At 72.4% G+C, this 24,213-nt stretch carries 19 protein-coding genes, 1 pseudogene and 1 riboswitch; of the genes and pseudogenes, 13 read left to right on the top strand and 7 right to left on the bottom strand.

The features are described 5' to 3' along the window. Positions 1-31: 31 nt before the first annotated feature. Positions 32-137, top strand: a riboswitch (TPP riboswitch). 60 nt (positions 138-197) lie between these two features. The 7 genes from AB0302_RS02705 to AB0302_RS02675 all read left to right on the top strand — a co-directional run bounded on the left by AB0302_RS02705 (position 198) and on the right by AB0302_RS02675 (position 8,105). Further along, on the top strand, positions 198-1,340 hold the full coding sequence (locus AB0302_RS02705) for a thiamine ABC transporter substrate-binding protein (protein ID WP_366370458.1): 1,143 nt from the start codon (positions 198-200) through the stop codon (positions 1,338-1,340). 107 nt (positions 1,341-1,447) lie between these two features. Beyond that, entirely contained in the window at positions 1,448-3,091 is a 1,644-nt protein-coding gene (locus AB0302_RS02700; RefSeq protein WP_298985362.1) for an iron ABC transporter permease, read from the top strand. Between the two features lie 104 nt (positions 3,092-3,195). After that, positions 3,196-3,855, top strand: coding sequence for an ABC transporter ATP-binding protein (locus AB0302_RS02695; protein ID WP_248116213.1), 660 nt, complete (start codon positions 3,196-3,198; stop codon positions 3,853-3,855). A 10-nt stretch (positions 3,856-3,865) separates the two neighbouring features. Beyond that, a complete protein-coding gene (locus AB0302_RS02690; protein WP_319074488.1) occupies positions 3,866-4,384 on the top strand; it encodes a TetR family transcriptional regulator in 519 nt (172 codons plus the stop codon). A 281-nt stretch (positions 4,385-4,665) separates the two neighbouring features. Next, a complete protein-coding gene (locus AB0302_RS02685; protein WP_366370457.1) occupies positions 4,666-6,120 on the top strand; it encodes a ribonuclease H family protein in 1,455 nt (484 codons plus the stop codon). A gap of 45 nt (positions 6,121-6,165) precedes the next feature. Then, on the top strand, positions 6,166-7,662 hold the full coding sequence (locus AB0302_RS02680) for an alanine/glycine:cation symporter family protein (protein ID WP_366370456.1): 1,497 nt from the start codon (positions 6,166-6,168) through the stop codon (positions 7,660-7,662). A gap of 77 nt (positions 7,663-7,739) precedes the next feature. Beyond that, complete coding sequence (locus AB0302_RS02675; RefSeq protein ID WP_366370455.1) at positions 7,740-8,105, top strand: hypothetical protein; 366 nt, start codon at positions 7,740-7,742, stop codon at positions 8,103-8,105. A 129-nt stretch (positions 8,106-8,234) separates the two neighbouring features. On the opposite strand, the gene AB0302_RS02670 is transcribed toward AB0302_RS02675, so the two are convergent. Next, on the bottom strand, positions 8,235-9,527 hold the full coding sequence (locus tag AB0302_RS02670) for an APC family permease (RefSeq protein ID WP_366370526.1): 1,293 nt from the start codon (positions 9,525-9,527) through the stop codon (positions 8,235-8,237). A gap of 227 nt (positions 9,528-9,754) precedes the next feature. On the opposite strand from AB0302_RS02670, the gene AB0302_RS02665 reads away from it, so the two are divergent. The 5 genes from AB0302_RS02665 to AB0302_RS02645 all read left to right on the top strand — a co-directional run bounded on the left by AB0302_RS02665 (position 9,755) and on the right by AB0302_RS02645 (position 14,722). Then, on the top strand, positions 9,755-9,949 hold the full coding sequence (locus AB0302_RS02665) for a hypothetical protein (protein WP_366370454.1): 195 nt from the start codon (positions 9,755-9,757) through the stop codon (positions 9,947-9,949). A 42-nt stretch (positions 9,950-9,991) separates the two neighbouring features. Continuing rightward, on the top strand, positions 9,992-11,584 hold the full coding sequence (locus AB0302_RS02660; protein ID WP_366370453.1) for a fatty acyl-CoA synthetase: 1,593 nt from the start codon (positions 9,992-9,994) through the stop codon (positions 11,582-11,584). Then, on the top strand, positions 11,584-12,774 hold the full coding sequence (locus tag AB0302_RS02655) for an acyl-CoA dehydrogenase family protein (RefSeq protein WP_366370452.1): 1,191 nt from the start codon (positions 11,584-11,586) through the stop codon (positions 12,772-12,774). Before AB0302_RS02660 ends, AB0302_RS02655 begins: the two co-directional genes overlap by 1 nt. Before the next feature lie 20 nt (positions 12,775-12,794). Beyond that, a complete protein-coding gene (locus AB0302_RS02650; RefSeq protein WP_366370451.1) occupies positions 12,795-13,598 on the top strand; it encodes an enoyl-CoA hydratase/isomerase family protein in 804 nt (267 codons plus the stop codon). 107 nt (positions 13,599-13,705) lie between these two features. Further along, positions 13,706-14,722 carry a bile acid:sodium symporter family protein gene (locus AB0302_RS02645; protein ID WP_366370450.1) on the top strand — a complete coding sequence of 339 codons (1,017 nt, stop codon included), beginning with the start codon at positions 13,706-13,708 and terminating at the stop codon, positions 14,720-14,722. 66 nt (positions 14,723-14,788) lie between these two features. On the opposite strand, the gene AB0302_RS02640 is transcribed toward AB0302_RS02645, so the two are convergent. After that, positions 14,789-16,255 (bottom strand): FAD-linked oxidase C-terminal domain-containing protein, encoded by a 1,467-nt coding sequence (locus tag AB0302_RS02640; RefSeq protein ID WP_366370449.1) that lies wholly within the window; start codon positions 16,253-16,255, stop codon positions 14,789-14,791. 163 nt (positions 16,256-16,418) lie between these two features. Between AB0302_RS02640 and AB0302_RS02635 the strand changes: the two genes are divergently transcribed. Beyond that, positions 16,419-16,712, top strand: coding sequence for an enoyl-CoA hydratase-related protein (locus tag AB0302_RS02635; protein ID WP_366370448.1), 294 nt, complete (start codon positions 16,419-16,421; stop codon positions 16,710-16,712). Here AB0302_RS02635 and AB0302_RS02630 read toward each other — a convergent pair. The 5 genes and pseudogenes from AB0302_RS02630 to AB0302_RS02610 all read right to left on the bottom strand — a co-directional run. Then, complete coding sequence (locus AB0302_RS02630) at positions 16,705-16,914, bottom strand: hypothetical protein (RefSeq protein WP_366370447.1); 210 nt, start codon at positions 16,912-16,914, stop codon at positions 16,705-16,707. The two genes, AB0302_RS02635 and AB0302_RS02630, sit on opposite strands and share 8 nt — an antisense overlap. A gap of 75 nt (positions 16,915-16,989) precedes the next feature. After that, on the bottom strand, positions 16,990-19,530 hold the full coding sequence (locus AB0302_RS02625; RefSeq protein WP_366370446.1) for a DUF262 domain-containing protein: 2,541 nt from the start codon (positions 19,528-19,530) through the stop codon (positions 16,990-16,992). 189 nt (positions 19,531-19,719) lie between these two features. Further along, positions 19,720-20,658 carry a restriction endonuclease gene (locus tag AB0302_RS02620; protein ID WP_366370445.1) on the bottom strand — a complete coding sequence of 313 codons (939 nt, stop codon included), beginning with the start codon at positions 20,656-20,658 and terminating at the stop codon, positions 19,720-19,722. A 34-nt stretch (positions 20,659-20,692) separates the two neighbouring features. Continuing rightward, positions 20,693-21,838 carry a C-terminal helicase domain-containing protein gene (locus AB0302_RS02615; RefSeq protein ID WP_366370444.1) on the bottom strand — a complete coding sequence of 382 codons (1,146 nt, stop codon included), beginning with the start codon at positions 21,836-21,838 and terminating at the stop codon, positions 20,693-20,695. 1,220 nt (positions 21,839-23,058) lie between these two features. Continuing rightward, positions 23,059-23,289, bottom strand: a pseudogene (locus AB0302_RS02610) (AAA domain-containing protein); the annotation flags it as partial. Positions 23,290-24,213 lie beyond the last annotated feature (924 nt).

Here is a 24,213-nt window from a genome sequence, read left to right as displayed (position 1 = left end):
GTCGGCGCGGACGCGATAGGCTGGCTCCAGTCCACATCGACAGGGGAGCGCCGCAGCGGCGCTGAGAGTGCGGTCCGCCGCAGACCCTCGAACCTGCTCCGGCTCGCACCGGCGAAGGAAGTCGAGACCCTTTCCCGGGGCGTCCGCATGCCGCGGGCCCGCCCCCGGCCCCTCCCGCCGCGCAGGAGGAGACCCGCATGACCCGCACCGCCACCGAGCACGCCCGCCGCCCGCGCACCGCCGCGCTGGCGGCCCTCTCCGTCGCCGCCCTCGCCCTCACGGGCTGCTCGCTCTCCGGCCAGGGGGGCTCCGGCTCCTCCTCCGCGGCGGGCTCCGCGGACGCCGCAGCCGCGGCCACCACGTCCGGCTCCGCCGCCTCCGGCTCCGACTCCGCGGGCGGTGGCAAGACCGTCACGATCATGACCCATGACTCCTTCGCGCTGCCCGAGGAGCTCATCGCCCGGTTCGAGCAGGAGTCGGGCCACCAGCTCTCCACCACCGCCCCGGGCGACGCCGGCTCCGTGGTCAACCAGCTGCTGCTCGCCAAGGACCACCCCACGGTGGACGGCGTGTACGGCATCGAGGACCACTCCACGCACCGGCTCATCGACGAGGGCGTGGTGGCCGAGTACACCCCCGCGAACCTGCCCGAGTCCGCGAAGGACCGCGTGGTCGAGGGCCGGATGATCCCCGTGGACCAGGGCCAGGTGTGCCTCAACGTGGACACCCCGTGGTTCGAGGCGGAGGGGATGGAGGTCCCCGACTCCCTCGAGGACGTCACCGACCCCCAGTACGCGACGCTGACGGTGCTCACCAGCCCCGTGACCTCCTCCCCCGGCCTCGCCCTCCTGGCCGCCACCAAGGAGGAGTTCGGCGACGACTGGAGGGGCTGGTGGGAGAAGGCCCTCGACGGCGGCGCCAAGGTGGACGCCTCGTGGTCGGACGCGTACTACACCGACTTCTCCGGCGGCGAGGGCAAGGGCGAGTACCCGATCGTGCTCTCCTACTCCTCCTCCCCCGCGTTCGCCCCGGCCACGGACGTCCTGGAGGCCTCCTGCACCCCGCAGACGGAGTACGCCGGCGTCGTCGAGGGCGCGAAGAACCCCGAGGGCGCGCAGGCGTTCATCGACTTCCTCCTCTCCGAGGACGTGCAGAAGGCGCTGCCGGAGTCCATGTACATGTACCCGATCGACGAGTCCGTGGAGCTGCCCGCCGAGTGGGCCGAGAACGCCCCCCTCGCCGAGGACCCCATCTCCCCGGATCCGAAGGCCGTGGACGCCGAGCGCGAGGAGCTGCTCAAGGAGTGGACCGCGCTGCACGAGGAGCACGCCGGGAAGTGACCTCTCAGGTCCCCGGCCCGCCCGCGCTCGCCGAGCCCGTCCTCGCGCCCCCGGGTCGCCCCGCGGGCGGACGGCGACGGCGCCGCACGCGGGCCGGCGGGGACGGGATCGGCGCGTGGTGGCTGCTCGCCGCCGTCGTGCCGCTCGCGTTCCTGGCGGTGTTCTTCGCGTGGCCCGTGGCGGCCATGCTGTGGCGCGGCGTGTCCGCGGACGGCGCACTGGACCTCACCGCGTTCGGCGAGGTCCTCGCCCGCGAGCGCACATGGCGGATCCTCGGGCAGACCCTGGGGATGGCGGCGGCCGGCACGGTGGCCGCCCTCCTGCTCGGGCTGCCGGCCGCACTCGTGCTGCACCGCCGGGCGTTCCCGGGCCGCGCGCTGCTGCGCGCGGTGGTGACGGTCCCGTTCGTGCTGCCCACCGTCGTCGTGGGCGTGGCGTTCCGCGCCGTGCTGGCCCCCGGCGGGCCGCTGGGGTGGACGGGCCTGGACCAGTCCACCGCCGCCGTCGTGCTGGCCCTCGTGTTCTTCAACGTCTCCGTGGTGGTGCGCCAGGTGGGCGCGCTGTGGGCGTCGCTGGACCCGCGGCAGGAGGAGGCCGCGCGCACCCTCGGGGCCTCGCCCTGGCGCGCGTTCCGCACCGTGACCCTCCCGCAGCTGGCGCCCGCCGTGGCCAGCTCGGCCGCACTCGTGTTCCTCTTCTGCTCCTCGGCGTTCGGGATCGTCCAGACCCTGGGCCGGCCGGGCTACGGCACCCTCGAGTCCGAGATCTGGGTGCAGACCTCGGTGTACCTGGACCTGCGGGTGGCCGCGGTGTTCTCCACGCTGCAGTTCCTGGTGGTCATGGCCGCCGTCGGGATCTCCGGGGCCACCGCGGCGCGGAGCGTGCGCGCCCTGCGCCTGCGGGACGCCCCGCTGCGCCGCCTCACCCGCGCGGACGCGCTGCCCGTGGCCGCCACGCTGGCCACCGCGGCGCTCGTGCTGCTGCCGCTGGGCACCCTCGTGCTCCGCTCCTTCCACTCGAGCCAGGGGTGGGGGCTGCGCAACTACACCCTGCTGGCCACGAGCTCGGGGGCCGGCTTCGCCGGCGGCACCACGCCCCTGGAGGCGCTGGACCACTCGTGGCGCACCGCCGTGGACGCCACGCTCCTCACCCTGCTCGCCGGCGTGCCGCTCGCGCTCCTGCTCACGCGGCCCGTGCGCTCGGCGCTCGCCCGGCGGGCCCAGCGCTGGCTCGACGGCGCCGTCCTGCTGCCCCTCGGCGTCTCCGCCGTGACGGTGGGCTTCGGGTTCGTCGTCTCCCTGCGGGCGCAGGCCCCGGACCTGGCCGCCTCGGGACTGCTCGTGCCGCTCGCGCAGGCGGTGGTGGCGCTGCCCCTCGTGGTGCGCTCGCTCGTGCCCGTGCTGGCCTCCGTCGACCCGCGGCTGCGGGAGGCCGCCCGCACACTCGGGGCGGGGCCGCTGCGCGTGCTGGCCACGGTGGACGGGCCGTTCCTGGCGCGTGGGCTGGGGCTGGCGGCGGGGTTCGCGTTCGCGGTGTCCCTCGGTGAGTTCGGGGCCACGAGCTTCCTCGCCAGCCCGGACCGACCCACGCTGCCCGTGCTGATCGTGCGGCTGCTCGGCCGGCCGGGCGCGGACAACTACGGGATGGCGCTCGCCGCGGCCACGGTACTGGCCGTGCTGAGCGCCGCGATCATGCTGGTGTGCGAGAGGCTGCGTCCCCGGGGCGCGGCGGGAGCGGGAGGCGCGTGGTGAGCACGGCGGAGGGGCGCACGCCCCACCCAGGGAAAGCCAGCGGTGCGGCGGTCTGCCACGACGGCGGCGGCACGCCAGGCGCGCCCGCCGGGGCGGGGGTGCGCGTGAGCGGCCTGAGCGTGGCCTACCCCGACGGTGCGGTGCCGGTGCGCGGCGTGGACCTCACGCTCGCGCCCGGCGAGATCGTGGCCCTCGTGGGCGCCTCCGGCTCGGGCAAGTCCACGGTGCTGCGCGGCATCGCGGGCCTGGAGGACGTGGTGGCCGGGTCCGTGGAGATCGGGGGGCAGGACGTGACCTCCGTGCCCACCCACCGGCGCGGCGTGGGCATGGTGTTCCAGGACGGACAGCTCTTCCCCCACCGCACCGTGGCCCGCAACGTGGGCTACGGGCTCGAGGCAGCCGGGTGGGACCGGGCGCACCGGCGCGCCCGGGTGGCGGAGCTGCTGGCACTCGTCGGGCTCGCGGAACTGGCGGACCGGCCGGTGCAGAGCCTCTCCGGCGGCCAGGCGCAGCGCGTGGCCCTGGCCCGCTCGCTGGCCCCCTCCCCCCGCGTCCTCCTGCTGGACGAGCCGCTCTCCGCCCTGGACGCGGACCTGCGCGAACGCCTCGCCGTGCAGATCCGCGAGGTGCTGCGGGCGGCCGGGGTGACCGCCGTCGTGGTGACCCACGACCTCTCGGAGGCCGCCGTCATGGCCGACCGCACCGTGCGCCTGGGGGTGTCCGGGACCCACGACGACGGGCGCCCCGGCACGGGTCCGGGGTAGCCTCGGGCGCATGACCCCGCCCCCTGCCGCCGCCTCCGCCCGGGGCCGGCTGACCGCCGAGGACGTGGTGGACGCCGCCGTCGGCATCCTGCAGGACTTCGGCATGGGCGACCTCTCCATGCGCCGTGTGGCCGCCGTGCTCGGCGTGCAGGCCTCCGCCCTGTACTGGCACGTGCCGGACAAGCAGACCCTGCTCGCCCGGGTCGCGGACCGGATCGTCGCCGAGATCGGTGACACGGTGCGCGCCCGGCGGATCGGCGACGTCGCCGGGCGGGCCGCCGTGGCGGAGCAGGTGCTGCTGCGCCACCGGGACGGCACGGACGTGGTGCTCTCGGCGCTCGCGCTCGGCCTCGGCGGCGGGGCGCTGCACACGCTCCTGACCGAGGCGGCCGACTCCCCGGAGGAGGGCGAGCGGGCCCTCGCGCTGCTGCTCGGCACGGTCTCGCTGCGCCAGCAGCGCTCCCAGGCGCAGGCCCTCGGCGTGGTCACGGGACCGGACTTCCAGGGGCTTCGCCGCAACGTCCTCTGAGGCCCGGAGGGGTGCCGTGCAGGGAAGGTCGACCCCCGGCATTCGGCGGGCTCTGCGACGTCGATCAGGGGGCTCCGGATCTCCACGGGGCGCGGAATCCCTCCGCCCTGACGGAACGCAACGTTCCGCAGACCTCCCCAGCACCGGATCTGCTCCCTACAGTGGAGGGTGACAGATGACGAGCTACGCCCTCGGCGTCGGCTCACAGTTCCACCCGACGCGCTCGCCGAGTCCGGCACGAATTCTCGGTGAGACCCCTTCGACCCGCCGGATTGCCACTCATGGGAGCCAGGAAGAACCACCCGCGCGAGGCCATGCACCGCCCCGTGCACATCGACGCAGACGCCGCGATCCCCGCGGCGCTGCTCGACGTGTCCTGGGCGTTCCACGGCCCCGCGGCCCACCGCGCCGGCGCGCCGGTCCGGGACGGGGCCTTCCTGCGGGTGGGCCCGGTCGGCTCGGGCAGTTCGACCGCGAAGAGGTCGGACCACGCCGGACCGGTCAAGCCGAACACCTCCGCGCATGCCCGCTCCTCCGCGCCGCGGGGCCGACTGCGTCCCCTCCACCTCGTCCCGGCCAGCCGCCCCCGCCCCCCGCGGCCGGCGCCGCCCCGCGTCCGCGTCCGTCAGGACGGGGTGCGCGTCGTGGCCCATCCGCTGGCCATGCTCCCCGGCGTCACCCACGGGCCCTCCCTGCGCCTGGACCTGCATCCCGTGCCGGACGGGATCGTGTACGTCATCCGCACCCTGGAGCTGCGCGAGCTCGGCGACGACGACAAGGGGCCCGTGCAGACCGGACTGATCACCGCGCCACGGCTCAACCGCTTCTGGGACACCGTGCTGCACGACCTCCCCGCGGGCCGCCCGGTGATCGTGCGCCTCCGCTCGGATCGGGAGGCCGACCTCCTGACGCTGCTGCGCATGCTCGCCCCCACGGACGTGCCGGTCGTCTCCTACCGCCTGGACGAGTCCCCCGTGGGCTCGCAGCGCTCCAGCTACCTGCTGCCGGACGTGGACGCGGACCGCGTGATGCAGCTCGGGGCGGAGCGGATCGCCCTCGAGGACCTGCGCGCCCAGGAGGCCGAGGATTCCGCGGGGCGCCGCTCGGGGCAGGTGTTCCTCTCCCGGCGCCGCGCGGACCGCTTCATCCGGCGCACCCTGCCGCGCCTGCACCACAGCCTCGCGTTCACGGATCCCGCCGACCTCACGGACGTGTACGTGGACGGGTCCCTGCTGCGCGGCACCCGCACGGGAGGGGCGGCCGCCGTCGCCCGCGACCGGATGTGGGCCGCCCATCCGCTGCAGGGGGCCACCCTGCCGCTCGAGGTGGAGCTCGAGGGCCTCGTGCTGGGACACCTGATGGCGGCCTGGGGCGCCCCTCCGGGGGGCGAGGTGACCATCCACTCGGACTCCCGGGCGGCCCTGGCGCTGCTGCGCGAGGCCCACCGCGAGCGCCTGACCCTGGGCGGCGCGCGCGGCGAGCGCATCCGCCGCTCCCTGCGCCGGCTCCTGGCGGCCGTGGACCTCAGCCAGGCCGCCGGCGTCCACGTGAACACCACGTGGGTGAAGGGCCACGCCGGCCTCGAGGGCAACGAGTTCGCCGACGCCCTGGCCCGCTCGGCCGCGCGCAACACGGCCGCCGGCGTCTCCGAGGGGGACCTGCACCGCCGCCTGGAGCACATCGTGCGGCTGCGCTACGCGATGTACGCGGAGACCTGGAACAGCGACTGCGCCTGAGCGCGGCGGGCCGTGCCCGCCCGGCGCAGCACGTAGCCTGGGCGCATGGATCAGATCACCGAGGCCATCGCCGCCTTCAACAACGTCTACTGGTATGTCGTGATGGCGCTGCTGGCCGTGGCAGGCGTGTGGTTCACCATCCGGACGGTCGGCGTGCAGGTGCGCATGCTCCCGGAGATGCTGCGCTCGGTCACGGCGGGATCCTCCACGGGGCCCGGCGACGACGGCGTCTCCCCGTTCCGGGCCTTCACCATCTCCGCGGCCTCCCGCGTGGGCACCGGCAACGTGGCGGGCGTGGCCATCGCGATCGTGCTCGGCGGACCCGGCGCCGTGTTCTGGATGTGGCTGCTGGCGCTCCTCGGCGGCGCCACCGCGTTCGTCGAGTCCACGCTGGCCCAGCTCTACAAGCAGAAGGGCTCGGAGGGGTTCTTCGGCGGGCCCGCCTACTACATCCGTGACGGCCTGCGCTCGAAGTGGCTCGCCATGGTATTCGCCGTGGCGATCACGTTCACCTACGGGTTCGTGTTCAACGCCGTGCAGTCCAACTCGATCTCCGAGTCCGTGCAGGCCAACTGGGGCCAGTCCATCACCACGGCGTGGATCGTGGGCGTGGGGCTGGCCGTCCTCACCGGCCTCGTGATCTTCGGCGGCGTGCGCCGCCTCTCCACGGTCACCAACGTGGTGGTCCCCATCATGGCCGTCTTCTACATCATCCTGGCGATCATCGTGATCATCGTGAACATCACGGAGGTCCCGGCGATGTTCCTGCACATCGTGCGCCACGCGTTCGGCATGGAGCAGGTGGCGGGCGCCGCCGTCGGCATGGCGATGATCCTGCACGGCGTGCGCCGCGGCATGTTCTCGAACGAGGCGGGCATGGGCTCGGCCCCGAACGCCGCCGCCACCGCGGCGGTCTCCCACCCGGCGAAGCAGGGCTTCGTGCAGTCCCTCGGCGTCTACTTCGACACCCTGATCGTCTGCACGGCCACCGCGTTCATCATCCTGCTCTCCAACCCGACGTACGGGGACAAGGACGCGCTCGGCATGGTGGTCACCCAGGGGGCGCTCCAGCAGGCCGTGGGCCAGTGGGCGGGCCCCGCGCTGACCGTCATCATCTTCTTCCTGGCCTGGTCCTCCGTGCTGGGCAACACCTACTACGGCGAGGCGAACATCCGCTTCCTGGCCGGCCGCCATGCGGGCGGCGCCATCACCGTGTTCCGCTTCCTCGTGCTGCTGTGCGTGATCGGCGGCGCGCTCGCCAAGGTGGCCCTCGTGTGGGACCTCGCGGACACCTTCGCGGCGATCATGGCCACCATCAACCTCATCGCGATCCTGCCCCTGGGACACCTGGCCGTGAAGCTCCTCAAGGACTACGAGCGCAAGCTCAAGGCCGGGCAGGACCCGCACTTCCACATCTCGGACCTCCCCGAGGCCCGCGGCGTGGCCCTGTGGGGCGCCGAGGACGGCACGGACGTCGCCGGCCGCGATCAGCTGCGCGGCGCCGGCGGGGACTCGCTCTCCGCAGGCAGCCACCGCGCCTGAACCGGCGCGCCCGCGAGCACTGGACGCGTCCGGGGGGCGTCGGCCTAGGTTGGGCTCAACAGATCGGCCGCGCTCCCGTGGCCGGCACGACGTCCCAGGAGGACATCACCATGGGCATCCTCTCCAGCCTCACCGGTTCGCTCGGCGGCACGCAGCAGCGTGGCCGCGGCCGCTCCACCCGTGCGTCCTTCGGCCGCCCCGGCCCGGGCCAGTCCGGTGTCGGCCGCACCAACGGCCGGTCGGGTGCGTCCCACGGCATGCTCACGGCGCTGGGCGGCCTGGCCCTGAGCCAGCTGGCGCGCCGGGCCGGCGGCGCGGCCGGTCGCCGCGGCTACGCCCCCACGACGCGTCGGGGCACCCCGCGCGGCGGCGGCCTGCTGGGCTCGCTGCTCGGCGGCACCACCGGTCGACGCACCACGCGCCGTGGCCCGCTGGGCTTCTGAGCGGTTCCTCCCACCGCACGCAGGAAGGGGCGGTCACCTCGTCCGAGGTGGCCGCCCCTTCCTGCGTGCGGGGTCCGGACGGGTCGGGCCACCCAGGCCCTCGGCGGGTGGGGCGTTCCCGGGCCTGTCTCAGGCGTTCCGGCGCCGGTGGTTCGCCATGGCGAACACCGCGAGGAGAGCCGCCACGACGAGGAACGGGATGCCGCCGATCCAGACCTCGGGCTCCACCTGCGTGGCGAGCAGCAGGCAGGAGGCGACGCCGAGGACCGGCAGGAACGCCGGCACGCGGTAGTGGCGGTGCGCCACGGGGTCCTTGCGCAGCACCAGCACGGCCACGTTCACGGCCACGAACACCACGAGCAGCAGGAGCACCATGATGCCCGCGAGCAGCTCGAGGGTGCCCGTGAGAGCGAGCACCAGCGAGATCGCGGTGGTCACGATGACCGCCACCCACGGGGTCTGCCGGCCCGGGAGGACCTTGCCGAGGAAGGAGGGCAGCAGGCCGTCGCGGGCCATGCCGTAGGTGAGGCGGGAGCTCATGATGCCCGTGAGCAGCGCACCGTTGGCCACGGCCACGAGCGCGATCACGCTGAACACCACGGGCGGGATGATCCCCGCCGCCTGCACCACCTGCAGGAGCGGGGCCGAGGAGGAGGCGAGCTCCGCCGTCGGGACGGCGGCGGAGGCCACGACGCCGACGGCCGCGTAGAGCAGGCCCGCCACCGTGAGCGCGCCGAAGAGGGCGCGGGGGTAGGAGCGCGCGGGGTCACGGGTCTCCTCGGCCACGTTCACGCTGGTCTCGAAGCCGGCGTAGGAGTAGAAGGCGAGCACGGTGCCGGCCAGGACGGCCGCGAACGGGCCGTTCTCCGGGGTGCCGAGCTGCGTGAGTCGGGAGAGGTCCCCGCCGCCGCGGGCGAGCAGGATGGCGCCCAGGACCACCACGAGCACCAGGCCGCCGACCTCGATGACGGTGGCCACGCGGTTCACGCCGAGCGACTCGGCGATGCCGCGGATGTTCAGGGCGGCCAGCAGCGCGAGGAACACGACGACGACGATCGCCGTCGGCCAGTTCACGAACGCGCCGAGATAGTCGCCGGCGAAGCCGAGGGCGAGCGCGCCCACCGAGACGATGCCGGCCGCGAGCATGCAGAAGCCCACGAGGAACCCGACGAACGGGCCGAACGCGCGGGTGGCGTAGTGCGAGGAGCCGCCGGCGCGTGGGTACTTCGTGGCCAGCTCGGCGTAGGAGCCGGCCGTGAGCAGCGCGAGGAGGAGGGCGGCCACGAGCGGCACCCAAACGGCGCCGCCGGAGAGCTTGGCCACGGAGCCGGCGAGGACGTAGACGCCCGCGCCGAGGACGTCGCCCAGGATGAACAGGAAGAGGCTCCACGTGCCGACCTTGCGGGCCAGTGGGCTGCTGATGGCGGGGTCGACGTCGGCGGAGTGAGCGCCGGCGGAGTGCGAAGAGGTCACGGCTCTGCTCTCGTACGGAGGGGGACGCGGGGGTGCCCGCTCACGGTAAGCGGTGGGGAGGGTGTCTGCCCAGGTCAAAGGGGCGGGACGCGGGATCACGCGGATCACCCTTGATTGTTGGATTTCCTAGCATTAGCGTGACGCCCACCACAGGCCGCCCAGAGATCGGACTCCCCATGACTGAGGCCCACATCGTCGACGCCGTCCGCACCCCGGTGGGCCGCCAGGACCTCGACTCGGCCGCGGACGCCGAGGTGCTCCTCGACGGCGTCGACCAGCCGGGGCCGCAGGCCATGCACACCGCGCGCCACGCCTGGCGTGCCGCAGGGCTGTCCGAGGACGTCCCGGGGACGACGGTCGAACGGCTCTGAGCCCCCTCCCTGCCCCTTCCGCTCCACCCCCTGGAGGACACCATGTCGCAGACGACCCCTGACACCCACGCCCGCGGCCCGGCACCTGAGGACACCATCGGCCGCCTCTTCGCCCGTGCCGTCGCCCGCTCCCCCCGCGCCGTGGCCCTGCGGTTCGAGGACCGGGACTGGACCTACGCGCAGCTGCGCGACGGCGTGCACCGCGTGGCCCGCCGGCTGCTCGCCACCGGGATGCCGCAGGGCTCCCGCGTCGCCGCCTACGCGATGAACTCGGACGCCTACGCGGTGCTCTTCCTGGCGTGCGCCACGGCCGGCTACGTGCACGTGCCCGTGAACTTCGCCCTCAAGGGCGGAGAGCTCGCCCATGCCCTCGAGGACTCCGGCGCGGAGCTGCTCGTCACGGACGCCGCGATGCTCGAGCGCGTGGACCAGGTCCGCGCGGAGGGCCGCGTCCCCGCGCTGGGCCGGGTCTGGCCCCTGCTCGCCGCCGCGGACGGCGGGGAGCCCGCCGTCCTGGAGACCGCCCGGGACGAGTCGGCGGACGCGTCCGCGCCGGACGTCGACGTGCAGGCCACCGACCTCGCCCAGCTGCTCTACACCTCCGGCACCACCTCCACCCCCAAGGGCGCCATGATGTCCCACCGGGCGCTCGTGGCGGAGTACCTCTCCGCGATCATCGCGCTGGACTTCACGGCTGAGGACCGTCCCCTGGTGGCCATGCCGCTGTACCACTCGGCCGCGATGCACGTGTTCCTGCTCCCCTACCTGAGCCTCGGCGCCACGGTGCGCCTGCTGTCCGCCCCGGACATCCCCCGGATGCTCGAGCTGGTGGAGACCGAGCACATCGGCTCCCTGTTCCTGGCGCCCACCGTCTGGGTGCCGCTGGCGAACCATCCGGACCTGGCCACGCGCGACCTCTCCTCGCTGCGCAAGGCCCAGTACGGGGCCTCGATCATGCCCGTCACCGTGCTGCAGCGCCTGCGGCAGGCCCAGCCCGGCATCGGCTTCTACAACTGCTTCGGCCAGTCCGAGCTCGGCCCCCTCTGCACCGTGCTGCGTCCCGAGGAGCACGATGCCCGCCCCGCCTCGTGCGGACGCCCCGTGTTCCACGTCGAGGCCCGCGTCATGACGGCGGACGGCGCCCCGGCCAAGCCGGGTGAGCCGGGCGAGATCCAGTACCGCTCCCCGCAGCTGCTCAACGGGTACTGGAACCGCCCCGAGGCCACCGCGGACGCGTTCACCGACGACGGCTGGTTCCGCTCCGGCGACCAGGTCACCCAGGACGCGGCCGGCTACATCCAGGTGGTGGACCGCATCAAGGACGTCATCAACACCGGCGGCGTCCTCGTGGCGCCCCGCGAGGTGGAGGACGCCATCTACGAGCTGGACAAGGTGGCGGAGGTCGCCGTCGTCGGGCTGCCGGACGAACGGTGGATCGAGGCGGTGACCGCCGTCGTGGTGCTCAAGGAGGGCGCGGAGCTGACCGCGGAGACCGTGCGCGCCCACGTGAAGGAACGCCTGGCCGCGTTCAAGGTCCCCAAGCGCGTCGACTTCGTGGCCGAGCTGCCGCGCAACCAGTCCGGCAAGCTGCTCAAGCGCGCCCTGCGCGCCGAACGGACGGCGGGCCAGGGGTGATGCGGCCGACCTATGACGTGACCACCCCCCTGGACGTGGACTACCTGGGGGCCTTCACAGAGGCCACGGACGAGGACCGCGCGCACTGGGACCGCGCTCGCGGTTACGGGCGGGAGGTGCTCGAGCGGATCGACGGGCACTGGGACCGGGCGGAGTACCCGCTGGACCTGGTGGCGCGGGCGGGCGAGCTGGACCTGCTCACCGACGGGCTGGAGGTGCCGGGGCACGCGGTGATGTCCCCGCTGGCCGCGGGCCTGGTGGCGATGGAGATCTCCCGGGCGGACGGCTCCATGGCGGCTGCGGCGGCGGTGCAGGGTGGGCTCGTGCTGCGCGCGCTGGTGCACTGCGCGAGCCCGGAGCAGAAGGAGCGGTACCTCGAGCCGGTGGCGCGTGGCACGCTGCCGGGCGGGTTCGCGCTCACGGAGCCGCTGCACGGCTCGGACTCGGTGTCCCTCGAGACGTCCGCGCGGCCCGACGGCGCCGGCGGCTGGGTGCTGAACGGCGCCAAGAAGTGGATCGGCAACGGCGCCTCCGGCGGCATCACGCTGGTGTGGGCGCGCGACACGGAGGACGGCCAGGTCAAGGGCTTCATCGTGGAGCAGTCCACGCCCGGGTACGAGGCCGAGGCCATCACCGGCAAGGGCGCCCTGCGGGCGATCCACCAGGCGGAGATCTCCCTGACGGACGTGCGGGTGGACGACGACGCACGCCTGCCCCACGTCGCCACGTTCAAGGACGCCGCGCGCGTGCTGGTGGCCACCCGCGTGAACGTGGGGTGGTCCGCGCTGGGCCACGCCTCCAGCATGTTCGAGTCCGCGCTGGCCTACGCGACGCAGCGGGAGCAGTTCGGGAAGCCCCTCGGCGCACACCAGATGGTGCAGGAACGGCTCGCGCAGATGCTGGACGAGGTCACGGGGATGCAGGCCCGCTGTGCGGCGGTCGCGCGGCTGCAGGCGGCCGGGACCCTGCGGGACCAGCAGGCGTCCCTGCTCAAGTACAGCTGCACGCGGGGCGCGCGCCGCGTGGCGCAGATCGCCCGGGACATGCTCGGCGGCAACGGCATCCTGCTGGAGAACCAGGTGATCCGCCACATGACGGACGTCGAGGCGCTGCACACCTATGAGGGAACGGAGTCCGTGCAGGCGTTGATCCTGGGCCGGGACCTGACCGGGATGAGCGCATTCGCATGAGCAGGATGGAAGGAGACGACATGGAGATCGGGACGAACGTGGGCCGCGAGGCCCCCCAGGGCCGGACGGGCGTGCGCGTGGAGGTGCGGCCCGGCGTGCGCCGGGTGGTGCTGGACCGGCCCGACCAGGGCAACGCGCTGAGCCTGGACCTGGGCCGAGAGGTCCTGGCCATCGTGCGGGAGGCCGAGGCGGACGCGTCCGTGCACGTGCTCACCCTCACCGGAGCCGGCCGGCTGTTCTGCGGCGGCGGGGACGTGCGTGCCATGGCCGCCGCAGCGCCGGAGGACCGCCCCGGCGTGATCGCCGACCTGGCCGCCGCCGCGAGCGACCTCGCGCTGGCGCTCGTGCGCTCTCGGCTCGTGGTGCTCGCCGGCGTGAACGGGACGGCCGCGGGCGCCGGGCTGGGACTCCTGCTCAACGCCGACCTCGCGCTGGTCCGGGAGGACGCACGGCTGCTGACGGCCTACGGGGCGGCGGGGCTGGTGCCGGACACGGGCGTCTCCTGGTGGCTGCCCCGCACCGTCGGGCCGGCGCGCGCCGCGCAGCTGGCACTGGGCGGGCGGCAGCTCACGGGCACGGAGGCCGTGGAGTGGGGCCTGGCGGCGGAGGTGGCGGCGGGTGACCGCTTCGAGGCGCGCCTGACCGAGCTGGAGGACGAGCTGGCCGCCGGCGCCGTGCACACCTACGGGCCGACGAAGGCGCTGCTGCGCGGCCCCGACCTCGAGGGCTTCGAGGAGCACCTGCGGCGGGAGAGCGCCGCGATCGCGGCGGCGTCCGGGCACCCGGAGGCCGTGGCCCGCGTGGACGCGTTCGCGCGGCGGTGAGGGGCGGGGGCTGCCGCCAGGTGCGTCACAGTGCCCGGCGGTCGCCCACACCCCCCTAGGGTGACTGACACCACACTTCCCGTGACATCCCGGAATGAGGAGCCCTCATGGAGCCCACCGCAGCCGCCTCGAGCGAGCGCAAGCAGGCGAGCCTGGCCACCATCGTCTTCCCGATCGTCGTGGTGGCCTTCGCCGCGCTCGGTGCCTTCGTGCCCCAGGTGGCGCTGCCCATCGGGCCGTACGTCCCCTGGCTGCTGGGGTTCATCATGTTCACGATGGGCCTGACGCTCACCCTGCCGGATCTCAGGGTGCTGAAGGCGGCGCCGTTCGCGGCCCTCTTCGGGCTCCTGCTGCAGTACACGATCATGCCGTTCGCCGGCCTGGGCATCGCGGTGCTGCTGAACCTCGACCCGATGCTCGTGGCCGGCATGGTTCTCCTGGGCTGTGTGCCGGGCGGCACCGCCTCGAACATCGTCACCTATCTGGCCAACGGCAATGTCGCCCTCTCCGTGGCCATGACGTCGCTGTCCACCGTCCTCTCCCCGTTCCTCACGCCGCTCCTTGTCATGTGGCTGGCCGGCAGCTATCTCCCCGTGGACGCCGGGGCCATGGTGATGCAGATCCTCCAGATCGTGCTCATCCCGGTGGTCCTGGGCGTCCTCGTGCAGCTGTTCGCGCGGGGCTTCGCGCAGCGGGTGGCCGGCATCGTGCCCTGGCTCTCGATCGTCGGCGTGGCCCTCGTCCTCGCGGGTATCATGGCCAAGTCCGCCGCGGTGGTGTTCAGCGCGGGCGTCGCCGTCTTCGTCGCCGTGATGCTGCACAATGCCGTCGGCTTCGGGCTGGGGCACCTGGCCGCCACGCTGGCCGGCCTCGGCCCGCGCGAGCGGCGCGCCGTGTCCATCGAGGTGGGCATGCAGAACTCCGCGCTCGCCGCGACGCTGGCCTCGGCCCACTTCGGTCCCCTGGCCGCACTGCCCGGCGCGGTCGCCGCGGCCTGGCACAACATCGCAGGCCCGCTGCTCGCCCTGGCCTACAACCGGGCGGACACGCGCGCCGAGCGCGCGGCCACGTCGGCGCGCGACGCCGCCGAGGCCGAGGACGTCCGCCACCAGCCCACGCTCTGACACCCCGGCACCACGACGACGGGCCCGCACCACCACGGTGGTGCGGGCCCGCCGCTGTTCCCGGGCTCAGTCCGCGAACACCTTGCCGGGGTTGAGGATGCCCGCCGGGTCGAAGGCCGCCTTGATCCGGCGCTGCAGCTCGTACTGCTCGTGCCCCAGCTCCTCCTCGAGGAACATCCGCTTCAGCAGGCCCACGCCGTGCTCGCCGGTGAGCGTGCCGCCCATCTCGAGGGCCGCGCGGAACACCTGCCCGACGGCGTCCCACACCTCGGCGGGCACGCCGGTGGACGCGTCCACGTCGCCGACCTCCCCCGCTCGGCCGAACACCGGGATGGGATGCAGGTTGCCGTCGCCGGCGTGGGCCGACGTCGGGATGAAGACGCCGGTGGCCGCCTCGATCTCCCGGATGCGGGCGAACATCTCCGGCATCTTCGAGCGGGGGACGGCGACGTCCTCCACGAGCGGGGTGCCGAGGTGCTCCAGGGCGGGGAACACGCGGCGCCGCAGGGTCACGAGACGGTCGGCGTGCTCGGGGTCCATGGTGACCGCGACGTCGCCCCCGGCGGCGCGCATGAGCGCGGCCATGCGCTCCCCCTCGGCCTCGGCCCCCGCACCGTCCGCCTGGACCAACAGGTACGCGCCGCGCTCGGGCAGTGCGGAGACGTCCTCGCCCAGGAAGAGCGTGTAGCGGCGGATCGCGTCCAAGCTGGCCTCGTCCAGCAGCTCCATGATGGCGGGCACAAGGCCAGCCTCGGTGATGGCGGCGGAGGCGCGCGCGGCGGCCACCACGTCCGGGAAGAAGCCGCCGAGCGTGGCGACGGGCGCGGAGTCGAGGGGTCGCAGAGCGAGGGTGGCGCCCACGATGATCCCGAGGGTGCCCTCCGAGCCGATCATGAGGGCGGTGAGGTCGTACCCGGTCACGCCCTTGACCGTGCGGTGGCCGAGGTGGAGCAGCGCGCCGTCCGCGAGGACGACGTCCAGGCCGAGGACCGCCTCCCGCGTGACGCCATACTTCGCGCACAGGAGGCCGCCCGCGTTGAGGGCGATGTTGCCGCCCACGCTGGAGATCTCCTTCGACGCCGGGTCCGGCGCCCACCACAGGCCGTGCTCCGCCAGGGCCCGGTTCAGGTCCCCGTTGAGGATCCCGGGCTCGACCACGGCCACACGGTCCGCCGGCGAGACCTCGAGGATGCGGTCCATCGCCATGAGGTCCAGGCTGATGGCCCCGTCCCCCGCGACGGCGCCGCCCGAGATGCCGGTGCCGGCCCCGCGGGCCACGAGCGGCGTGCGGGTGGCGGTGGCGATCCGGCACACCTCCTGGACGTCCTCGACCGACTGCGCGCGGACCACGCACAGCGGGGCGACCTCCGCGGAGAAGCCCGAGCGGTCCCTCCTCGCGACGGCGATCGCGGCCTCGGAGGCGTCCACACGGCCGGGCAGGGCAGCCTCGAGGCGGGCGAGGACGTCCTGCGGTAAGGCGGAGGCAGGCGTGGCGGGGGCGGGATGGTCAGCGGACGATGTGGCCTGGGTCATAGCGGCCAGCGTAGGACGCCGCGGCGCCCGCGGCGCGGGTGTGAAGGGGTGTGGCTCAGCGAGGGCCGGCACGGCGAGGACGTCAGCCGCCCCGTGCCGGCGACACACGAGGGATTCTTGATGAACAACAGCGGACTCCCCCGCCGGGCCGGAGCGGCGCGCGATGATCCAGGCACTCGGCGAGGCGGCGGGCGAGGTCGCGGTGGCGCTGACGGGCTCTCGCCTGCTGGTGCTGGCCGGCGTCAACGGGACGGCCGCCGGGGCGGGGCTCGGGCTCATGCTGGGCGGCGACGTCGTGCTGGTGCGCGAGGACGCGCAGCTGGTGACGGCGTTCTCGGCGCTCGGGATGACACCGGACACGGGCGTGTCCTCCTGGCTGCCGCGGGTGCTCGGGCCGGTGGCGGGCCTCCCCCGGGCCGACCCCGGTCAGGTGCGCGAGGGCGTGGAGGTCACTTGAACATCTTCAGGACGTCGCCCAGGCCGACCGTGGTGCGCCGGTAGACGGCGTTGTAGGCGGCGCGCTTCGGATCGCGCAGCCAGCCCATCCCCTTGCGGCCGTAGCCGGGGATGACCTGGCGCTTAATCGCACGCTTGGCGCGGCCCGTGGTGCGGGCCTTAATGGACTTCTTCAGGCTGGGCTTGCGGAGACCGATCTTCATGGGGCGAGCGTACTGGGTGGGGTGGACGGGGTGAGGGGGTCAGCGCCTCGCCAGGACCTGCCCCTGGCAGGGTTGTCAGGCACTTCTGTCGTCCTCCTGGACGGTGCGCAGGAACCACTCCAGCGCGTCGAGGAACGCCTCCTGCGCCGCGGCCGGCCGAAGGGTCTGCGGCTTGATGCTCGGGCGCCGGCGGAGAGATTCAGGGCCGAGTTCCACCCCGGGGATGAGATTCAGACGTCCCCGGAATTCGTCGAGAAGCGCCTCGTCCGTGAAGGGAGGCCACTTCGCCAGATGATAGAAGACGACCTCGACACCGTACGTCGGGTACAGGATCACCGGCCAGATGGCGCGTGCTGACGTGCGTGGGACGACCAGGAAACAACCGCCGGCGGCATTGTCCGCGAATTCCGCCCGGCCACTGTGCTCAACCCAGCCTCGTTGGACCTCGATCAGTGCGCGGGCCGATTCGGGATCGTTGTGGTCGTGAAGTCGGTCGACCCAGCGGTCCCGCAGCGCAGGGTCGTTGCCCGGGGCGGCGAGCGACCGGGGATCGGTCAGGTCGACGTCGACGTCGATGAGTTCGGCGAGCTGCTCCGCCAGCAGCCGCTGGCCGCCGTCGGCACGTCCGTCCTCGGAGAAGCGCACGCCTTCGGCTGCGAGGACGTCGTGCGGATCATCCGTGCGGTGGACGTCAGCCCACCGGAAGGACGGAGAGACGGTGCCTCCCGCCTGGAGCACACGATGAGCGTGCGGCAGGGCCGTCCGTGCGAGGTAGGTCCCCACGGGGACCGGGTGACTGCCGATCAGCCGTGCGAGTTCGCCGTAGGAGGTCCAGAACCCGGCGGGAATGGCCTCGACGGCATCCGTCAGCGTCTGCCAGGCCGTGTGGGCGACTCCGGAGGCGGCCTCGGCTGAGGGCCCCGGCCAGATACCGACGATCCGGTCCGCCAGCCGCTCGGCGCGAGCACGGATCTGCGCGGGACCCCACACCGGCTCAGCGGAGATCTCCTGGTTCATGCGGATGCCGCTCTTGGCCAGCTCCGCACGCTTGACCTCGAAGGGCCCGTTGCTCAGCTCGCTGTTGTACCCGGTGAGGGTGAGGTTGCCCAAGGTGTGGAGGAGTTCGGTGTGCACCTCTCGAAGGTCCTGGTGCGCCTCGAGCTGGTCGGCCAGAGCGCGCTCCCACTCTTCCGTGAGGGTCTGCGGCATGACGTGCTCGATGGTCGCACTGTCGAGGTCCACCGGCTCCTTGCTGCCGTAGGACTCCTCGATCCACCGCAGGATCAGCTTCCGGTGGGCCGCCCGGCCCGTCGTGTAGAAGGGTGCCGTCATCACGGCCTGGCGGACCTGGTCGTCGGAGGCGAAGTGCTTCCGTCCGCTGGAGAGGAAGCGCTGCAGGGCGTCCGCCGGGTCGTCCTGACCCTGGATGTCCGCCGTCGCCGCGAGCAGAGTGCTGTTGAGACCGTCGGAATAGCGGCCGAAGACGAGGCGTCGGACCAGGTACGACTCGAGGTAGAGGAGCGCACGGGCCAGTTCGTCCGAGTCGATGTCCCCCAATGACCGGCGCTCCATCAGGTGCAGTGTGATCGGGAACGTCGTCGTCGTGCGCCAGGCGCGCAGGCGTGCCAAGCGGAAGCGCACTGCGTCGTCCTTCTCCTTCTCCGGGCGGAGCATCACATCGTAGAGACGCCCCAACGCCAGGAACCGCTCGACTTCCGCCCTGACCTGCGCCTCGTCCTGCAGGTCACGCATGCGACGCTGCTGCCCCGCGTAGATCTCCGTCTGGCGGACCTTGGGATCCTGTTGCACCAGGTCAAGCCAGAACAGGGTCTCCAGTTCCTCATTGGAGAGCAGGTTCTGCAACGGGAGCCACAGGGTGGTGTAGACCTCATCCGCCCGTGTGGGCAGCTGCATGAACAGGTAGTTCCTGAGCAGGTCGCCCTGGGTGAGCTTGAGACCGGTGTTGTTCAGCGACTCGAAGATGCGGTGGGCGTTGTCGTTCTCCCCGGTGGTCACGGACACGATCGACAGGCCGGCGACGACGGCGGACTCGACCTCCGCCAAGGTCAGCGGCTCCTCTTCACCGTCAGCAGACGGTTGACTCAACCCGAGCAGCCTCGTCAGGAAGAACTGGTGGGCTTCGCTGATCCTGGAGCCTTCGGCAGCGTCCGGGGCGTGCTCGATCCGTCCGCGGTAGGCGCCACGGTCGGCCTGGGTGGGCAGGACCTTGTACCGGAGATCGCCGTCCTCCCACTTGTTGACCAAGTACTTCTCGTTGACCCGATCGGTGTGCATGGGGCCTTCGTGCTCAGCCCTGTGGTCGCGGACAGCGGCAAGGAGGAGCGTCAGAGTCGTCAGCCGCTGCTGCCCGTCCACCACCAGCCACCGCTGGACGCCGCCGGGCCCGTTGTCCCGGAAGCCGGCGAGAACGAGGGAGCCGATGAAGTGAGTCGCTGAAAGGTTGTGCCGCCGGTGGTCGGCGACGTCCACGACGTCCTCCCACAGTCGCTGCCACTGCGGGCGTCCCCAGGAGTACGTCCGCTGATAGAGCGGGACCGTGTACTGGTAGGAGCCCCCGAGGAGTTCCTGAAGGGTGACTTCACGCGCGGCGACCATGTGACGAGCTTAACGGGGGCTCTGAGGCCAGATCGTCCCGAGGTGTCAGGGCCGCTTGCCCTGCTGGGAAAGCACATGACCTTGTGGTCGCGGCCCACGGAAAAATTGCGTTCGACCTGCGCGGAGCCCCCGATCTGACGCAGTTCGACCACGGTCTCTGGCTCTACCAACGACACCGTTGAACGCAAGTCACTCGAAGAAGTCCTCGTCGATCTGCAGTACGTGAAGGGTCTTCTTCACCTGAGCGCCAACCCGGTACTTGAGCATGAGTTGCGTGAGCTTCACGCCGTCGATCAGCACGATCCGGTTGGGCACGGCGTCCGCGTATGACTGGGCGTGCCTGCTGAAGGAACTCGTGGTGATGAAGACGCCCTTCGTCGCACCATGCAGGTGAAGCGCCCCGACGAATGCCTGGATCGGCTCCCGGCCGACCGTGTTCGCATCGGCATACCGCTTCGCCTGGACGTAGACACGGTCGAGGCCGAGGGCATCGCCGTCGATGACCCCGTCGATGCCGCCGTCGTGAGAATTGCCGGTCACGGCCGCCTTACCCTGGGTCCCGCCGTAGCCCATGGCCATGAGCAACTGGACCACGGCTTCCTCGAAGAAGGTCGGCGTGGAGTTCTGCAACCGCTCGAGCAGTTCGACACGGACGGCCTCGTTGAGGCTGGTGACGGCGTCCTGAGCCTGTTCTTCAGGGTCCACGATCGGGTCGGACGCAACAGCGGATTCAACAGCGGGCCGCGCTTCAGCATGGGCATGGGCCTGGACAGGCTTCTTGGCGGTGTCTTTGGACCAGAACGGATCGAAGAATGCGCTGGCGCCGGCGAAGTCGTTGAAGCCTTCCGGATAGTCCTTCAGCCAGGTCCGCCCAGCCTCTGTCAGCACGTAGATGCCCCGCGCGGGCCGCTCGATCAGTCCGGCCTTGGAGGAGTGCGTCAGTGCCCAGCCGCCGCGCCCGCGGTACCGCACTTCTCCGGACTCGACCGTCTCTGCCCTGGCCTCTTCGCTGAGCTCAAGTCGGTCGGCTGCCGCCTCGATCACGTCGCGGCGCTTCATGCTCTCGTGGTCTGCGAGTACCTCAAGGGCAGGGCGAACGAAGCGCGGCCAGATGGGGACGGTGTTCATGCCGGTGATCCTGTCATGAGCCGCTCCCCGCTGCTCACCCCAGCGACAGCGCCCCGGACCGGATGCGGTCCAGCAGCGCCACCTGCGCAGCGGGCGTGTACTTCACGTTCACGAAGGTCTCCCCGTCGCGCTCGCCCCCGTACCCGACGATCCCGACCGCAGCTCCCTCGTCCGTTGGCTCCCAGCCCCGATCACCCTTGCGGATCAGCCCAGCTGCGGCGAGCGCCTTGTTGAGCTTGACCGCGGACAGCTTCAGGCCGTCCGGCAGCCCACCACTCTCGTCCCAGGCCGCGATCATGGCCCAAGCCACGACGGCGTCTCCCGACTTCGGGGCAGAGACCTCCGGGACACTCGGCTCCGCCGCCGGTTCCGGCGCGGAGATCGGCTCGGCCGCCGCGACCTCCACCGGGGCTGCGACCTGCCCGTCGTCGTGGGTCACCGCGGGCTGCCCTGCCGGGGCGTCCTTCACGGCCATCCGGCGGACCAGGCGGAACACGGGGCCGCCGTCGTTCCAGCGGGTTTTCGCGCCGAACACGATGAACAGGTCCTTTGCACGGGAGACGGCCACGTTCATCAGCTCGAGGGTGTTGTCGATGAAGCTCGCCTGCCCGGAGTTGTCCCCGTACACGGAGGAGAACAGCACGATGCTGCGCTCGGCGCCCTGGAGGGTGTGCGCGGTGCCGACCGTCACGAGCTTCTCCCGCTGAGCGCCGAGTACCCGTTTGAGCGTCTGCTGGATCACGCGGGCCTGCGCGGCGAACGGCGTGACCACGCCGAACACGCCCTTCTGCTTCTCGGGGTCACCGGCCGCTCCGTAGGCCTCGCAGAAGCGGTCCCAATGCTCGTCGAGCCACGCGGCGATCGCCTCGGCCTCGGTCGGGTTGACGCGACTGGAGCCCTGCCGACGGTCCTCGGAGCCGGGCACCTCGCGGAAGAGGAACGGGTGCTCCACGAGTCCCTCGAGCCGGTACCCGGCGGACGGCCGCGACGGCACGAGCTGGCCCTTGTAGAGCAGCTCGTTGCAGTACTCGATGATCTCGGAGCGGCAGCGGAAGTGCTCGGCGAGGAAGAGCCCCTCGTCGTCGTCCTTGCCGTAGGACCAGCGAGAGGCGCCCCGGCGGCCATCATCACGGACGAGTGGTCCGAGGCCGTCAGGCCGCGGCGCTCCAGAGTGTCCCATTCCGGCCCGAAGCCGAAGGACTCACCCATCACGCGGTCGCTCTCCGGGTCGATGCCCCACACGGGGGCGAGCTGCTGCACGTCGCCGACCACGAGCGCGCGCTTGGCGAGGGCGAACGCTGCGGCACCGAGGGAGGCGTCCACCTGCCCGGCCTCGTCCACGATCAGCAGATCGGCCCGTTCGAGGTCGTAGGCGGACTTCTCGCCGGCCTTGGCCCACAGTTTGAAGTACTTGGGCAGCTGGTAGGCGGTCATCACGAAGCACGGGGTGAGGGCGGCGGCCTGCGGCCAGTACCGGTCCATGTAGCGCAGAGTGGTGCGGTTGCGTTCGGGCTGCGGGATCAGGTCCTCCCCCGCGCACACCGTCAGCCACTGCGCCTCGTACCGGTGCACGGCGAGCCAGAACGCGGCGTGGCGGACGGTGACGTCGAGGGCCTGGTCCAAGGCGAGGAGGTCCTCGGCGGTGCGCAGCCGATCCACCTGCTCCTCAGTGAGCAGGCACAGGCGCGTGAGGTCCGTGAGCGGCTCGGTGACCGCCTGACCGTAGGTGAGGGTGGCCTGGTGCGCGACGCCGGCCCGCGCGGCTTGGTCCCGCTCAGCCCGTTCCAGCGTGCCCGCCAGCTCCACCAGGCGGTTCTGGTAGAAGGCACGGAACTCGTCGACGGAGTCGAAGGCCGGGGCGGGTTCCGAGTCGTCATAGTTGAACTCGGCATCCATGGCGTCCGTGGGGCCGGCGGCGGCCACGGACGTCCAGAACCGCAGGCGGTCCTCGTGGACGGCCATCTCGGCGCGCAGGGCGGCCACGTCCGCGCCGGGGCCGGCCGGGGCGGGGACGGCAGCGTCCGCGGCGTGGCGGGCGGTGAGCAGCTCGCGGCGGCGCTGGTCCACGCGCTTGAGCGCCTTGGCAAGGAACGCCTCGGCCTTGGCCAGGTCGGTGGGCGCCCCGAAGCGCGCGGCCGTCGTGTAGCCGCCGAGGTCCGCGAGGAAGCGGGCGGTGGCCGCCTTCACGTACTCGGGGGCGGAGTACTGCGTATACACGCCCGCCTTGCGGTTGTTCTCCAGCAGGTAGCCCTTGGCCTGGGCCTCCTTCGCCTTGGCACCGGACGGGACGTAGGCGGCAAGTCCGCGCAGGGGCGTGTCCGCTGCGCCATCCTCGGTGGCGGCGGGCAGCCAGCGGCGGGCGAGGGGGCCGGCGTCGTCCTTCGCCACGGAGCTGAAGGAGTCGATGATGTTCGTGACGGCCTGGTTGTTCGTGGAGGTGCCCATGATCAGGGGCGCCGGGCGGTCTTGGAGGCAGTGGGTGACGATCAACGAGGCCACCACGGACTGGAGCATGGTGGTCTTGCCGGTGCCGGGCGGGCCGGAGACGGCGGTGACGTCCCCGTGACCGTCCAGGAGGAAGGCGTGCACGGCGCGGCGCTGGGAGGCGGTGAGCGGGAAGCCGTCGGACATGCTGCCGGTGGCGCGGCTGGCGGTCTCCAGGAGGAGGTCACAGTCCTCGTCGATGCCGTCCTCGGAGCCGCGGTCCTGGCCGTCGAGGGCGACGAACTGCTCGTAGAGAGCCGGGGACGGGTCGTCCTCGACGAGGTGGCGGTACAGGTCCAGGATCGCGCCGTTCGCCTCGATCACGGTCCCCGGGGTGAGCCAGCAGGTGTGCGGCACCGCACCGGGTCGGTGGAGTTCGGCCTGCAGTTCCCCCTCGAGGCCGTCGGCGATCAGATCGGCGTCGAAGACGGCGTCCACCATGGCCTCGGTGTAGGCGATGACGTCCGCGAAGTCCTCCGCCTGGGAGACACGCTCCTCGCCGGCCGTGAGGCGCCAGCGCCAGAAGCCGGCGAGCGTTCCCACCATGAGCTGGCGGTCCGTGACGCCGGAGCTGCGCAGGCGGCTCGCCGGGATCCAGGGGGCCTGCGAGCCGAGGTCCGCGGTAAGCCGACCGTCGGCGTCCAGCTGCGCGACGATGAGGGCGAGGCCCTCGGCCTGGCCGCCGTTCTGGAGGGTGGCAAGAGAGATGATCACGTCCAGCGGCCTGTCCCGGCGGGCCTTGGCCAGCGTGAACAGCTCGTTCGTGACCGCCTCGTCCAGCCGCCCCGCGGCGATGTCCGCAGATGAGACCGTGGCGAACGGCGTGCGTGAGGTGAACCGGCAGTCCTGCAGGTTCGCCTGCGTCTGGATGGCGCGATAGTAACTGGTGAGCTGCTGCAAGGTGGCGTCCATGGCTCCCGCTTCCTTGGTGACCGGGCACAGCACGGTGCTATGTGACTGCTGTCACCACCCTAGCTGTTGTGGGTCATGAGGTTCTTGCCACGGGGTACGGGCTGAGATGAGACGAGCGGGTCCCTGCCGCAGGATGGAAGTTCCTCAACAACCCACCTG

Source organism: Micrococcus sp. NPDC078436, assembly GCF_040702705.1.
Classification (GTDB): domain Bacteria; phylum Actinomycetota; class Actinomycetes; order Actinomycetales; family Micrococcaceae; genus Micrococcus.
Note: the sequence above shows the minus strand (reverse complement) of the source record. Positions and strands in the feature narration are given on the sequence as shown.